Origin of the sequence: Aurantimonas aggregata (assembly GCF_010500835.1) — a bacterium.
GTDB classification, from domain to species: Bacteria; Pseudomonadota; Alphaproteobacteria; order Rhizobiales; family Rhizobiaceae; genus Aurantimonas; species Aurantimonas aggregata.
In genome coordinates, this window is record NZ_JAAAMJ010000006.1 from 162936 (window position 1) to 176756 (window position 13821).

At 67.9% G+C, this 13821-nt stretch carries 13 protein-coding genes; 10 read left to right on the forward strand and 3 right to left on the reverse strand.

What is annotated here, in order from left to right:
• Positions 1 to 30: 30 nt before the first annotated feature.
• Positions 31 to 549, forward strand: a complete 519-nt coding sequence (gene ruvC, locus GTW51_RS10860; protein ID WP_163043937.1) for a crossover junction endodeoxyribonuclease RuvC — start codon at positions 31 to 33, stop codon at positions 547 to 549.
• 42 nt (positions 550 to 591) lie between these two features.
• Here the strand turns inward: ruvC and GTW51_RS10865 are convergent, their stop codons facing one another.
• Complete coding sequence (locus GTW51_RS10865; protein WP_163043938.1) at positions 592 to 783, reverse strand: hypothetical protein; 192 nt, start codon at positions 781 to 783, stop codon at positions 592 to 594.
• Positions 784 to 972: 189 nt separating this feature from the next.
• Here GTW51_RS10865 and ruvA point away from each other — a divergent pair, with 189 nt between their 5' ends.
• On the forward strand, positions 973 to 1593 hold the full coding sequence (gene ruvA / locus GTW51_RS10870; protein ID WP_163043939.1) for a Holliday junction branch migration protein RuvA: 621 nt from the start codon (positions 973 to 975) through the stop codon (positions 1591 to 1593).
• Positions 1594 to 1639: 46 nt separating this feature from the next.
• Positions 1640 to 2686 carry a Holliday junction branch migration DNA helicase RuvB gene (gene ruvB / locus GTW51_RS10875; RefSeq protein ID WP_163043940.1) on the forward strand — a complete coding sequence of 349 codons (1047 nt, stop codon included), beginning with the start codon at positions 1640 to 1642 and terminating at the stop codon, positions 2684 to 2686.
• A 15-nt stretch (positions 2687 to 2701) separates the two neighbouring features.
• Here ruvB and GTW51_RS10880 read toward each other — a convergent pair whose 3' ends face one another.
• A complete protein-coding gene (locus GTW51_RS10880; protein ID WP_163043941.1) occupies positions 2702 to 4138 on the reverse strand; it encodes a DUF2254 domain-containing protein in 1437 nt (478 codons plus the stop codon).
• Positions 4139 to 4352: 214 nt separating this feature from the next.
• Between GTW51_RS10880 and GTW51_RS10885 the strand changes: the two genes are divergently transcribed.
• Positions 4353 to 6014: a hypothetical protein gene (locus GTW51_RS10885; RefSeq protein ID WP_163043942.1), complete on the forward strand. Its 1662-nt coding sequence runs from the start codon at positions 4353 to 4355 to the stop codon at positions 6012 to 6014.
• 85 nt (positions 6015 to 6099) lie between these two features.
• Here GTW51_RS10885 and GTW51_RS10890 read toward each other — a convergent pair whose 3' ends face one another.
• Positions 6100 to 8283 (reverse strand): esterase-like activity of phytase family protein, encoded by a 2184-nt coding sequence (locus GTW51_RS10890; RefSeq protein ID WP_163043943.1) that lies wholly within the window; start codon positions 8281 to 8283, stop codon positions 6100 to 6102.
• Positions 8284 to 8422: 139 nt separating this feature from the next.
• Between GTW51_RS10890 and ybgC the strand changes: the two genes are divergently transcribed.
• The 6 genes from ybgC to pal all read left to right on the forward strand — a co-directional run bounded on the left by ybgC (position 8423) and on the right by pal (position 13701).
• The gene (gene ybgC / locus GTW51_RS10895) at positions 8423 to 8893 is read left to right on the forward strand and encodes a tol-pal system-associated acyl-CoA thioesterase (protein WP_163043944.1); all 471 of its coding nucleotides are present in this window, start codon (positions 8423 to 8425) and stop codon (positions 8891 to 8893) included.
• A gap of 205 nt (positions 8894 to 9098) precedes the next feature.
• A complete protein-coding gene (gene tolQ, locus GTW51_RS10900) occupies positions 9099 to 9812 on the forward strand; it encodes a protein TolQ (RefSeq protein ID WP_163043945.1) in 714 nt (237 codons plus the stop codon).
• Between the two features lie 38 nt (positions 9813 to 9850).
• Positions 9851 to 10303, forward strand: coding sequence for a protein TolR (tolR, locus tag GTW51_RS10905; protein WP_163043946.1), 453 nt, complete (start codon positions 9851 to 9853; stop codon positions 10301 to 10303).
• A gap of 10 nt (positions 10304 to 10313) precedes the next feature.
• On the forward strand, positions 10314 to 11378 hold the full coding sequence (locus GTW51_RS10910; RefSeq protein ID WP_163043947.1) for a cell envelope integrity TolA family protein: 1065 nt from the start codon (positions 10314 to 10316) through the stop codon (positions 11376 to 11378).
• 235 nt (positions 11379 to 11613) lie between these two features.
• The gene (tolB, locus tag GTW51_RS10915) at positions 11614 to 12924 is read left to right on the forward strand and encodes a Tol-Pal system beta propeller repeat protein TolB (RefSeq protein ID WP_163043948.1); all 1311 of its coding nucleotides are present in this window, start codon (positions 11614 to 11616) and stop codon (positions 12922 to 12924) included.
• A gap of 234 nt (positions 12925 to 13158) precedes the next feature.
• On the forward strand, positions 13159 to 13701 hold the full coding sequence (pal, locus tag GTW51_RS10920) for a peptidoglycan-associated lipoprotein Pal (RefSeq protein ID WP_163043949.1): 543 nt from the start codon (positions 13159 to 13161) through the stop codon (positions 13699 to 13701).
• The last annotated feature ends 120 nt before the right edge of the window (positions 13702 to 13821 follow it).

A 13821-nucleotide genomic window follows, 5' to 3' on the forward strand; every position in this document is an offset into this window, starting at 1 on the left:
GAGATTCGGGTAGGCATAAAGGTTAAGAGAATGTTGCAGGAGCGGGTCATTCGCATCATCGGCATCGATCCGGGGCTGAGGAATACCGGCTGGGGGGTCATCGAGATCGTCGGCAACTCGCTGCGATTCGTTGCCAGCGGCACGGTGAAGTCCGACGCCAAGACGGACCTCGCCACCCGCCTGAAGACGCTGCATGACGGGCTGACGGCGGTGATGGCGGAATACGCGCCGCACGAGGCGGCGGTGGAGCAGACCTTCGTCAACAAGGATGCGGTGGCGACGCTGAAGCTCGGCCAGGCCCGCGGCATCGCCATGCTGGTGCCGGCGCTGGCCGGCCTGCCGGTGGCCGAATATGCGCCGAACGCCGTCAAGAAGACGGTGATCGGCGTCGGCCATGGCGACAAGAAGCAGATCCACATGATGGTGAAGGTGCTGATGCCGAAGGCGACATTCGACTCGGACGACGCCGCCGACGCCATCGCCATCGCCATCTGCCACGGTCATCACCGCCAGTCGGCGCAGTCGCGGGCGATCCTCGCCGGGCTCTGACGGTCGCGTCAGGCAGCGGCGAGGATCCGCTCGAGTCCGACGTCAGTCCGCGCTGCCGCCGGTGTCGGACTGGCGCAGGCCGGGGATCAGGCTGTCCTTGCCGGCCGTGTCATCGGATCTCGCCTTGTTCATTGCTTCGTTGGCTTCGCGGGCTTCCTTGCCGGAGTCCTGCTCGAGTTCCTTTGAGTCGGTCGGGTGCTTTCCGTCGATGGGGATCTGCGGCTTGGCGTTCATCGTCGTACCTCTCGGGAGCGTTGATCTGGAGGACGAACGCGCTGCAGGACCAAGCGATCCCTGCCGCCCGGCTGCGGGCGCATCTGTTCCCGCCTTGTTCCGCCGGGCGTTTTGCGCGATACGGAACGGGTCGCGCGCCGCGATGCCGGTCCGCCGGGACCGTCATGCACCAGCCCCGGAGACGCATCCTTGATCGGCAAGCTGAAGGGCACTCTCGACGAGATCGCCGAGGACCACGTGGTCGTCGACGTGCACGGCGTCGGCTACGTGGCGTTCTGCGGCGCCCGCACGCTCGCCTCGCTCGGCGGCGTGGGCGAGGCCGTGGTGCTGTTCATCGAGACCTATGTGCGCGAGGACATGATCCGGCTCTACGGCTTTGCCAGCGAGAACGAGCGCGGCTGGTTCCGCCTGCTGCAGAACGTGCAGGGCGTTGGCGCCAAGGTGGCGCTCGCCGTGCTCGGCACGCTGTCGACCGGCGATCTCGCCAATGCCGTGGCGCTGCAGGACAAGGCGATGGTGGCGCGGGCGCCCGGCGTCGGGCCGAAGGTCGCCGCGCGCATCGTCGCCGAGCTGCGCGACAAGGCGCCGGCGATGTCGGGTGCTGCCGACGCCGAATCCTTCGCCCTGAAGCGCGGCCTCGGCGACGGTGTCGCGCCCGGCCCGATCGCCGACGCCGTCTCGGCGCTGGTCAATCTCGGCTATCCGCGCGACCAAGCCGCCTCGGCCGTGGCGGTCGCGGTGAAGGAGGCCGGCGACGATGCCGCCTCGACCGTGCTGATCCGCCTCGCGCTGAAGGCGCTCAGCCGATGACCCGCCGGATTGACTTCGCCGGCGCTTGGCGCCAAGCGCTCGGGACATGAGCGAGACCCGCATCATCACGCCGGAAAAGCGCGGCGAGGACCTCGACACGACGCTGCGCCCGCAGCGCCTCGACGAGTTCGTCGGCCAGGCCTCTGCGCGCGCCAATCTCAAGGTGTTCATCGAGGCGGCGCGCAATCGCGGCGAGGCGCTGGACCACGTGCTGTTCGTCGGCCCGCCCGGCCTCGGCAAGACGACGCTGGCCCAGATCATGGCCAAGGAACTCGGCGTCAATTTCCGCGCGACCTCCGGCCCGGTCATCGCCAAGGCCGGCGACCTCGCGGCGTTGCTGACCAACCTCGAAGAGCGCGACGTCCTGTTCATCGACGAGATCCATCGGCTCAGCCCGGCGGTCGAGGAGATCCTCTATCCCGCGATGGAGGATTTCCAGCTCGATCTGATCATCGGCGAGGGGCCGGCGGCCCGCTCGGTGAAGATCGATCTGTCGAAATTCACCCTCGTCGCCGCGACGACGCGGCTCGGGCTTTTGACGACGCCCTTGCGCGACCGCTTCGGCATCCCGGTCCGGCTCAGCTTCTACACGGTCGAGGAGCTCGAACACATCGTCAAGCGCGGCGCCCGGCTGATGGGCCTTGCCATGGCCGAGGAGGGGGCGCGCGAGATCGCCCGCCGCGCTCGTGGCACGCCGCGCATCGCCGGAAGGCTGCTGCGCCGGGTGCGCGACTTCGCCGACGTCGCCGGCGTGCCGATCGTCGACCGGCGCATCGCCGACGAGGCGCTGTCGCGGCTCGAGGTCGACAGTCTCGGCCTCGACCAGCTCGACCGGCGCTATCTCGACCTCATCGCGCTGAATTTCGGCGGCGGCCCGGTCGGCATCGAGACCATCGCCGCGGCCCTGTCGGAACCGCGCGACGCGATCGAGGACATCGTCGAGCCGTATCTCCTGCAGCAGGGATTCCTGCAGCGCACGCCGCGCGGCCGGCTTTTGACCCAGCGCGCCTTCCAGCACATCGGGCTGGCTGTGCCGGCAACCTACCAGGGCTCGCAGGCCAGCCTGTTCGAGGATCCCGGCGACGCGACCTGAGCTCGGCTGCGTCGCTCAGCGGTCGGCAGGCGTTTCCGCGACCGGCTGGACGGCGGGACCCGGCGGCGGCAGGCGGCCGCGCGGATGGCGCAGGCTCGCACCCAGCCATTCGCCGGCGCTGTCGATCGTCGCCAGCGCGGCGCCGCTATGGGCGGGCCGCGCCTGCGCCATGAACGATTCCATCTGGAAGCGTATGGCTTCCCGCTGCGCGTCGGTGCGGCAGGCGGGCACTAGCTCGGCGAGGCAGAGCAGGAACCGCTCCCCGGCGATCATGTCGCTGGCCGCATATTGCCGGACATGGCCGAAGGACATCTCGAGATAGTCGCCGAAGCTGTGGCTGCGGTCGATGACCCGCAGTCTGCCCTCGCCATCGTCATGCAGCGGGTCGGGTCCGTCGTGGCCGGCGAGCGTCGCCATCGCCGCCATCAGCCAGTCGAGGCAGGTGATCGCCGTGAACGGGTCGTTGACGCCCGGCGAAAGCGCCCTTGCGGCGATCTCCACCAGCTCGTCGAACAGGAACATCAGGTCGTCGCTGGGCGTGCGCTCGTTGCCGGTGGCGATCGAGGACAAGAGCTTCTGGCGCGTCTCCTCCGACACCCGCTCGCTCGGCCAGGCGTGGAACAGCACGCGGCCGGGATGGACGAATTCGCCGGTCCGGCAGTTCAGCCGGACGACGATGTCGGCGTCCCGGGCCGCATTGACCAGCGTCTGCCGGTCGACGACCTGCAGATACCCGGCGCGGTCGCACGCTACCTCCGCATAGGGGACGCTGGCCGCCATCTCGTCGACGCCCTCATGAAAGCAGGCCGGGATCTGCCAGAGCCGGTCCTCGCGCGTTCCCGGATCGTCGGCCGCCTCCTGCGGATCGCGGAACGTCGCCTCGATCTGCTTCGTCAGCGTGCTGCCGATGCCGGCGATGACGTTGGAGATGTGGATGTTCGAGGGGACGTGGTGGATGAAGAAGATCAGGACGCCGATCGAGGCGATGGCGAGGATGATCGCCGCGAACACGGCGATGTTCGGCACGAACATTGCGCCGAAGGGGCCGGAATCCGCCCCGTCCTGAACGCTGCGCAGCACCAGCATGCAATAGACGAAGGTGGCGACGAAGACGCCGAGCGTCACCTGGTTGCCGCGGTCGTTCATGAAGTTGGTCAGAAGCCGCGGGCCGAAGCTGCCCGAGGCGAACACCACGGCGGCCATGGTGACCGAGAAAACCGTGCCGGCCACCCCGATCATCGAGCCGCCGATCGCCGACAGGATCGCGCGCGCCCCGTCGGGCTGTGTGGCGAAGAGGAAGACGCTGTCGCCCAGCGAGTCGATCTGGATGACGCGGGCATCGACCTCCACGAGGACGATGGCCAGAACCGCGGCGGCGGTCGCCATGATCGACGGGATGAACCAGTAGCTCGCGATGACGCGCTGGTAATACTGCTGAACAAACGCGCGCATGAAGCTCCTTGTGGTCAGGTTGGCAGATATGGCCCGAAGCGGCCGGCACAAGCGGCAATCTTTTCGATCACGTCACGGATCGCCAACGGTCTCTCTCACTGATAGCTTTACCTAGCGTCATCAAGCGTGCACGCCGTGTTCACGGCGCTCCGGGACAGCCGAGCCGCAGCCACGAGCGGCGTGGCCTGGACCCCAACAATCTGCGGGAGAAACCATGTTCGAGACCTCGACCGTCCGGTCATTGCTGGCGGCCTGTGCCATGCTGGCGCTCGCGCCGCCCGCATGGGCGCAGAGCCCCGCGCCGACGCCGAACCAGATCCAGCAGGCGATGTATTTCCTCGCCGACCGACGCGACGGAGCGGATTGCCGCCCTGCCGTGGCCGACGGTTCGCCTACCTGGCCGGCCACGATCGGCAATCCCGCCATCAGCTGCCCGGATGCTTTCGGCTGGACATCGTTCCTGTCTGCGATCGACCAGCGATTCTGGACCTGGGGCACCGACCAGACGATCTGGGTGGATGATCCGAAGCCGCTCTGTGGCCGCGAAGGCTCGCCGGCCGATTGCTGCGACTCGGCGGTGTTGGCCGAGACGCCGCCGCTGGGCGAGACGCCGATGGCCGGCTGCCCGTATTATCCGCCCGACTGGTCCAATCCGCCGCCGGTGACCGTGGCGCGGCCGGCTTCGAGCCATTCCCACGACTTCCTCGACCGGCTCGATCCGTCGCGGGTGATGCGGCAGGAGGAGGCGGAGATCGTCTACCGCAACCGGCCGTTCGTCCGGTACAGCTTCGAGCAGAATCTCTACAACAAGGAAGGTCTCGGCGCCCGGTTCACGGCGATGCAGGACTGGATCTCGGCCAACGCGCCCTACCAGAACGACAGGCTGGCGGTCGACTATCCGGCCGACGCCGTCATGTTCAAGGTCGACTATCTCAGCCAGACCGAAATGCTGGAGAACGGCCTGATCCAGCGGACCGACGGCAGCGGCCGGGAGCTCGATCCGCCCAACAATCCGGCGGCGCCCTACATCACGCTGCTGATCGAGGAGACCCTTGCCCCCGGCGACGAGGAGCCCGAGCTCTATTACCTCGTGGCGGTCACGGCGGCTTCGAAGGCTGTTCCCAACTGGCACTGGTACGCGATCGAGCATGTCGGCAATCTCGGCCGCTGCGACTTCATCGGGTGCAACGATTCTTTCGGGGTGAGCGCCGCCGGCGTGACTGTCGACGGGCGCAGCTACGGCCAGAACTACATCCCGCCCAAGACCCAGAACTCCGAGGACTCCTCCGCCGACATCGTCTTCGATCCCGGCACCGCCTACACCGTGGAAGAGACGGGCGAAGAGATCACCCCCGAGCTCGACGCGCTGATGACGGCGATGGGCATCGGCACGGGCGCCGCGGCCGCCAATGCCGACATTCCGTCGCCGGCCGATCCGGCGTGGCGCAGCTATCGCCTCAAGGCCTCGCAGACCGATTTCGTCACCGCGACGGGCATGCCCACCCATAACGGCCAGTCGATCACCGAGGGCGGCTTCGTCGATTCCGCGTCGTGCATCACGTGCCACGCCCAGGCCGGCCCCGACGCATTGGGTAATCCGGGCATCCCAGGGATCGGGGCGCGCAGCGACCTGAACATGTTCGGCCTGAACCAGACGGTGAACGGCGCGCCGGATCCCGAATGGTACTTCGCCGGAGGCACCAACATGATGCGCTCGCTGCCGATGGACTTCGTCTGGGGAATGCTCAACGCGACGTGCATCGCCCCGGAGGGGACGACCGGCAATTGCCAGTCCTATGCCGGGCCGCTCTTCGCGCCGCCAGTGACGCCGGTGCCGACGGCGGGCAACGCGGCCGGCGCAGCGCCGGCGCAATGACGCCTTCGACACGCGCCGCGCCAGGGAGCGCCTAAACGAAAAAGGGCCGCCCTCGGGGCGACCCTTTCTGGTTTCTGGCAGTCGGTTACATCTTGCCGATCGGGAAGAACAGCGTTTCGCCCGAGGAGTCGTCGACGCCGTCATTGTCGGTGACGGCGTAGCCGGTGCCGTCGGCCGAAACCGTGAAGCCCTCGATCTTGTCGACGACGTAGCCGCCATTGGCCTTAAGGTCCGGGATGAAGTCGTGGACTTCCTCCTTGGTCACCGTCGGCAGATCGCCGCCGATCGCTGCCGGGGCGAGATCGGCCTTGGCGACCCGGTAGAGCTTCTTCAGCTTCGCCGCCGCGCCGATCTGGTTGTCGCGCTCCAGCACGTAGAGATGATCGCCATGGGCGGTGATCTCCGACAGCCCGACCCAGCCGGCCTCGGCGCTCTCCAGCGGATAGTGCACGGCGCTCCATTGCTTCGACGCGGTGTCGTAGGCGAGGAGCTTCACCGCGCCCTTCGGATCGTCCTTCCACTCGCGCTGGATCGCCACCCAGAGCGTGTCGCCGTCCATCGTCACGCCTTCCGCGCCGAAGCGCGTCGCGCCATCGACGAGCGCCTCGGGGAAGGGGACCTCCTCGACAATCGTGCCGTCGGCGTCGACGCGCAGCAGCTGATGCGGGATCTCCTTCTCGGCGTCGCCCTCGTTGGCGAGCCAGAAGCCGCCGTCGGCCGCCGGGGCTATGCCTTCGAGGTCGAGCTTCTCGGCCGGCTGGCCATCACGGGTGATGACGGTCTTGGCCGTGATGCGGGCGGGCTTGGCCGACGCATCGATCGTGAACATCGCCGGCTGGTTCTCGTAGAAGGAATCGCTGACGGCGTAGAGCCGGCTCGCGTCCTCGGGATCGGCGGCGAGGCCCGACAGCGCCCCCCAGCCGACCGGGGCACCGTCCTGGTCGTCGGACACAATCGTCGGATAGGCCTGCTCGCCCTCAGCCCGCTCGAAGATCATAACATGCGAGCGCGCGCCGCCATCCTCGACCAGGTCGGCCTCGTTGGAGGTGACGAGGAGATTGCGCGACGGGATCGCGATGGCACCCTCCGGTGCGATGCCGGACGGCAGCAACTGCATGAATTCCGGATCGCCCTCGCCGAGCCGGTAGACGCCGACGGCCGAGCCGCGCTCGGACAGGACGAAGGCGTAGCTGACGTCGTCGAACGTCGCGACTTCCAGCCCTTCCGGCTCGCCGCCCTTGGCGTCCGAGCGCTTGTCCGGATAGTGGCCGGCGCGGATCAGCTCGTATTCGAGCGCCGCACCGGATTCGTAGGCGACCGTGCCGTCCTTGTTCCAGACGGTGAAGGAGCGCGAGCCGCCCTCGTAGTCACCTTCGTTGGCGGAGATGAAACGGTCGTTGTCGATCCACTGGACGGTGTCGGGCTCGCGCTTCACGTCGGCCTGGCTGCCGGTGAACTCGAGCTTGCCGTCGTCCTCGGTGTCGATCCCCTCCAGGGTCACCGTCCCGGCGGAAAAATGCGTCGTCACCTCGCCGGTGGCCGCGTCGATGATGACGAAATGGTTGTTCTCCTGCAGCGACAGGACGATCTCGCCGGCATCGTTGAAGTCGACATATTCCGGCTCGGGATCGGTGGGCGCGATCTCGGCGAGACCGGTGAGGTCGACCGTGACCATCGAGGCGCAATCCGGCACGCCGTCGGTCAGCTTGAAGATCACCACGTTGCCGGCTGGCATCTGCGGGATTGCGCCGTCGTTGAGGTCTTCGTCACGCTCGTTCTCGATGGCGACGGCGGCGTAAGCGCCGTCCTTGGCCACGGCGACCGAATCCGGCTGGCCGCCGAGATCGCAGGATGCCGTCTCTGTCTTGGTGGCGAGGTCGACCACCGCCAGGCGCCCGGACGGCGCCGTGAAGTTCTCCGACGTGTTGACGCCGACGAGCACGTCGGGACCGGCGACGGCGACCGAGGTCGGCTCGCCCTCCATCGCCATGAAGCCGGCGGGCTTGGGTGCGCGCGGGTCGGTGATGTCGATCATGCCGATGCCGCCGGCGGGGCTGTCGGAGTAGATCAGCATGTTGCCGTCCTGGCTCGCCGTGATGATCTCCGACGAGGTCTCGGTCTCGGCCGGCATGTCGGCCGGCAGGTTCGAGGCGACCGGGAAGGAAGCGATGCGGTTGAACACCGGGTCGGCAAGCGCCGCGCCGGAACCGGCGAGGACGCTGGAGGCGAGCAGCGCGATGGCGAGGGGCGAGGTGGCGAGACGGGACATGGCGAAAACCTTTCCTTGAAACCGGAAAGCTCCTATGGCCAACGCCCTGTGACAGCCGCATGACACCCTCCGCCGGCTCCGACGCGAATCCTGCAGGGCCCAAACGGCACATCGCGGCGCGCAAACGGGAATCTGGATGATGAGCGAAGAACTTGCGGGCCGACTGACCGATTTCGGCCACGCCCTCAGGGTCCGGGTCTATTTCGAGGACACCGATTTTTCCGGCGTCGTCTATCACGCCCGCTATCTGCATTTCCTCGAGCGCGGCCGCTCCGACCTGCTGCGCCTCAAGGAGATCGGCCACCGTGCGCTGCTGGCTGGCGACTTCGGCGAAGCGATGGCGTTTGCCGTCCGCCACATGGAGCTCGACTTCCTGCGGCCGGCCCGGATCGACGACATCCTCACCGTCGAGACGACGACCGAAAAGCTGGGCGGCGCCCGCATCATGCTGTCCCAGCGGATCCTGCGGGACGGCGATCTCCTGGTCGCCGCCAAGGTGAAGATCGCGGTGATCTCGCCCGAGGGAAAGCCGATGCGGATGCCGCCACGTGTCCTGGCGGCATTGGCCCCTGCGGCAACCGGGAAGGACAGCGCTGTAACCTCGTCTTAACCTTACCGGCGGATGAATGTCCCGGGGGCAGTTCGAACGGACTGCGCCTTTCTTTCACCGGATTCGCTTGTGAAAGGCATCAAGGGGTTAGCGTTCGGACAGATGGGCAGGCGCGCTTGCGACGGTCCGACATCGCGGCGGTCCGCCGGACGTCGCCGCGCATTCGGGCGCGCACCATCGGTTCAGAATTTCGAGGGTATCTGGGATGGACGGGGAAGTCGTTCAGGGAACTTTGGCGGCCGCTGGTACGGTATCGCTCTGGGATCTCTTCTTGCACGCGGGCTTCATCGTCAAGCTGGTCATGATCGGGCTCCTGGTCGCGTCGGTCTGGACGTGGGCGATCATCATCGACAAGTCGATGCGCTACGCCGCCTTCCGGCGCCAGCTCAACAAGTTCGAGAGCAATTTCTGGTCCGGCCAGTCGCTCGAGGACCTCTATCACAGCCTGTCGGAGCGCAAGACCTCCGGCATGGGCGCGTTGTTCGTCGCGGCGATGCGCGAGTGGAAGAAGTCCTTCGAGAAGGGTGCCCGCTCGCCGATCGGCCTGCAGGCCCGCATCGAGAAGGCGATGGACGTCACTTTGGCGCGCGAGATGGACGACCTGGAGTCGCGCCTCGGCTTCCTCGCGACGATCGGCTCGGCGGCACCGTTCATCGGCCTGTTCGGCACGGTGATCGGCATCATGACCTCCTTCCAGGCGATCGCCGGCTCGCAGCAGACCAGTCTCGCGGTCGTCGCACCCGGTATCGCCGAGGCGCTGCTCGCCACCGCGATCGGCCTCGTCGCCGCGATTCCCGCGGTCATCGCCTACAACAAGCTGTCGTCGGACGCTGGCAAGCTGGGGATGCGACTGGAAGCCTTCGCCGACGAATTCTCGTCGATCCTGTCGCGTCAGATCGACGAAAAGCTCGCGCGCTGACGAAGCGCGGTCTGCGGCGACCGGGAAAGGGCTGAACCATGGGAATGTCGACCGGATCAGGCGGTGGAAGGGCTTCGCGGCGCGGCCGTCGCCGGCGGGCGCCGATGAGCGAGATCAACGTCACGCCGATGGTCGACGTGATGCTGGTGCTCTTGATCATCTTCATGGTCGCCGCGCCGATGCTGACCGTTGGCGTGCCGCTGGAACTGCCCGAAGCGCAGGCCAACGCGCTCAACGCCGAGACGCAGCCGATCACCATCTCCGTGCGCTCGGACGGCACCGTGTTCCTCAACGAGACCGAAGTGCCGATCGAGGACGTCGTCGCCCAGCTGCAGGCGATCGCCACCACCGGCTACGACGAGCGCATCTTCCTGCGCGGCGACCGGGCGACCGACTACGGTGCCGTGATGCAGGTCATGGCGCGCATCTCGGCCGCCGGTTTCCGCAATATCGGGCTCGTCACCGATCCCGAAGCCAGCGCGCCGGCGTGATCAGTTCGCCATGAAATCCGGTCTCATCTTCTCCACTGCGCTGCACACGGCAGTTCTGACCTGGGGGCTCTGGTCGCTCTCGGCGCCGGAACCGCTGGAGGTTGCGTCCGTGGAGTCGATGCCGGTCGACCTCGTGTCGATCGAGGAGTTTTCCGAGTCGGTCGCCGGCGCCCGCGACGCGCCAATTGCCGAAACGCCGACGCCGACGCCGACGGAAACGCCCGAGACGTTGCCGATGCCCGCCGAGAATGTCGGCGACAACGAGGTCGACCTGGCGACGCCGCCGACTCCGGTGCAGCGACCGCGTCCGGTGGAGCAGGCGGCCGCCGCGCAGCCGGCGCCGGCGCCACCTGAGCCGACGCCGCCGGAGCCTGCGCCCGAGCCGGAGGTCGCCGAGACCCCGCCGCCGGCCCCGACGCCGCCGGCAGAGGTGCCCGCCGAGGCGCCGCCGCCGGAGCCTGTGGAGGCCGACCCCGTCGAGCAGGCGATCGCCGAGGCCGACGCACCGCCGGAGGTCCCGCCCGCGCCGCAAAACGTGCCCGTTCCGGCGGCCAAGCCCACCCCGCCACGCCCGGCCGTCGCCGAGACGCGTGAGCCCGAGCGGCCACGGCCGGCCGAAACGACCGAGCGCGCCGAGATCGAGACGCCGGAAGAGAGCGATTTCGACGCCGACCAGATCGCCGCGCTCCTCAACCGGGAACAGGCAGCAGGTGGTGGCGCCCGGCGCTCCGAGGAACAGGCGGCACTCGGCACGCAGCGCACCACCGGCGCGACGCTGTCGCAGAGCGAGCTCGACGCATTGCGCGGCCAGATCCAGCGATGCTGGTCGCCGCCGGCCGGCGTGTCGGAAGCCGGCTCGCTGCGCATCTCGATCCAGTTCCGCCTCGATCCGAGCGGGGCGCTGGAGACGGTGCCGCAGATCGTCGGCGGCGGCGGCGCGTCCATGGTCGAGCGGATCGCCGGCGAAGCGGCGCTCCGCGCCGTCCGCCGCTGCGCGCCTTACAACCTGCCGGCCGAGAAATACGAGAACTGGGCCGACGTGACCGTCAATTTCGACCCCAGTCAGATGTTCTGATGCACAGCCGGGACGCATTTTCGGCGCCATCGGGCGCGCTGCTGCCGGAAGCCGCGCGCCGTGCCTTGGAAAACCTTGATTTGCCTGCTTCACCGCACTGCGGGAACAGGTTAGCGAACGCGGTCTCGCCGCGGCCCGTCGCCACGTCGCGGCGGGCCGTCGTGGCGGCCATTCACCACAGGCGGCGGGCCGAAAACCGGCAGCGCGCCATCCGTCAGCAACGGAAGGACCGAACATGAACACGATCTTCAGGAGCGTTTTTGCCGCGGCCATTGCGCTGGCCGGCGCGCTGCTCGCGGTGGCGCCCGCGACCGCCCAGGTCGAGATCGACATCACCCAAGGCAATGTCCAGCCGCTGCCGATCGCCATCACCGATTTCCAGTCGCAGGACGGGCTGGGGGCCCAGATCGCCGGCGTCGTCGCTGCGGACCTGCAGCGTTCCGGCCTGTTCGCCCCGATCGAGAAGGCCGCCTTCATCCAGAAGGGCCTGACCCCGGATATCAGCCCGACCTTCACCGACTGGACCGTGATCAACGCCCAGGCGCTGGTCGTCGGCCGAGTGACGCCCGAAGCCGACGGCCGGCTGCGCGTCGAGTTCCGGCTCTGGGACACCTTCGCCGGCCAGCAGCTGGACGGCCAGCAGTTCTACACCAACCCGGAAAACTGGCGCCGCGTCGCCCACATCATCGCCGACGCCATCTATGAGCGGCTGACCGGCGAGCAGGGCTATTTCGATACCCGCATCGTCTTCGTGTCCGAGAGCGGCGCCAAGAACCAGCGCGTCAAGCGCCTGGCGATCATGGACCAGGACGGCGCCAACGTGCGCTTCCTGACCGACGGCAGCGACCTGGTGCTCACCCCGCGCTTCTCGCCGAACCGCCAGGAGATCACCTACATGTCCTTCGGCGAGGGCGAGCCGCGCGTCTATCTGCTGCAACTCGAGACCGGGCAGCGCGAGATCGTCGGCAACTTCCCCGGCATGACCTTCTCGCCGCGCTTCTCGCCGGACGGCCAGAAGGTGATCATGAGCCTCCAGCAGGACGGCAACGCCAACATCTACGCGATGGATCTCAGGTCCCGCGCGACCACGCGTCTGACCAGCACGACGGCGATCGACACGTCGCCGTCCTTTTCGCCGGACGGCGCCCGTGTCGTCTTCGAATCCGATCGCGGCGGCCGCCAGCAACTTTACGTGATGAACGGCGATGGCTCGAACCAGCAGCGCATCTCCTTCGGCGACGGCTCCTACTCGACCCCGGTCTGGTCGCCCCGCGGCGATCTGATCGCCTTCACCAAGCAGTCGGGTGGCCAGTTCCAGATCGGCGTCATGCGGCCGGACGGCTCGGGCGAGCGCATCCTGACTTCCGGCTTCCACAACGAAGGCCCGACCTGGGCGCCGAACGGCCGGGTGCTGATGTTCTTCCGCGACGAGAGGGGCGGCGGCGGCCCGCAGCTCTATTCGATCGACCTCACCGGCTACAACGAGCAGCGCGTGCCGACCCCCGGCTTCGCGTCCGACCCGGCCTGGTCGCCCTCGCTCGAGTAGGGCGAACCGGCGCCGGCCAGCCTGGCGCAAGCCTGTCTTCCCATTATGCGGCGACTGTTGCGGACCGCCGCATCGGCCGGCTATGCGACCGCCGATCGGACTCATTTGCATTGCAGCATGAGTATCGATCGGGGGACAGGAATCGGTCCGAATCCCCTCGTTTTTACAGTCTGTTAAGGCTGCTCAGCGTAAACGTTGCGTAACAGGTTTCGATCGTTTTTGAAGGAGCTGGCCATGCGCCGGACGGTATTCGGGGTTAACAGCCGTGTCGTGATGGCGCTTGCCGCCGCCTTGCTGGTGGCGGGTTGCGCCAAGAAGGATGGCTTGCCGGACAATGCCGCCGGCCTTGGCCTCGGCGGTCCGGGCGGCATGGGCGGCGCCGGTGGCGCCGGTGGCGCAGGAAGCCCCGGCTCGACCCAGGACTTCACTGTCAATGTCGGCGACCGCATCTTCTTCGACACCGACTCCTCGTCGATACGGGCCGACGCCCAGCAGACGCTGCAGCGCCAGGCGCAGTGGCTGAACCAGTATCCCCAGTACGCCATCGTCGTCGAAGGTCATGCCGACGAGCGCGGCACCCGCGAGTACAACCTCGCGCTCGGCGCCCGGCGCGCCGCGGCAACGCGCGACTATCTCTCGCGTCTCGGCGTATCGGCGAACCGCATGCGCACCTTGTCCTACGGCAAGGAGCGGCCGGTCGCCGTCTGCGACGACATCTCCTGCTGGTCGCAGAACCGTCGTGCAGTCACCGCGCTGAGCGGCGCCGGCGCCAGCTGATCCCCGGCATCGACATCGGATAGGCGGCGGCCCGCGGGGCCGTTGCCCGGATGCGACAGGCGGGCAACGTCCCGCCCGGCGAGGTCGCTCGCCCAACTTTGGCCGAACTCCCTCGTTCCA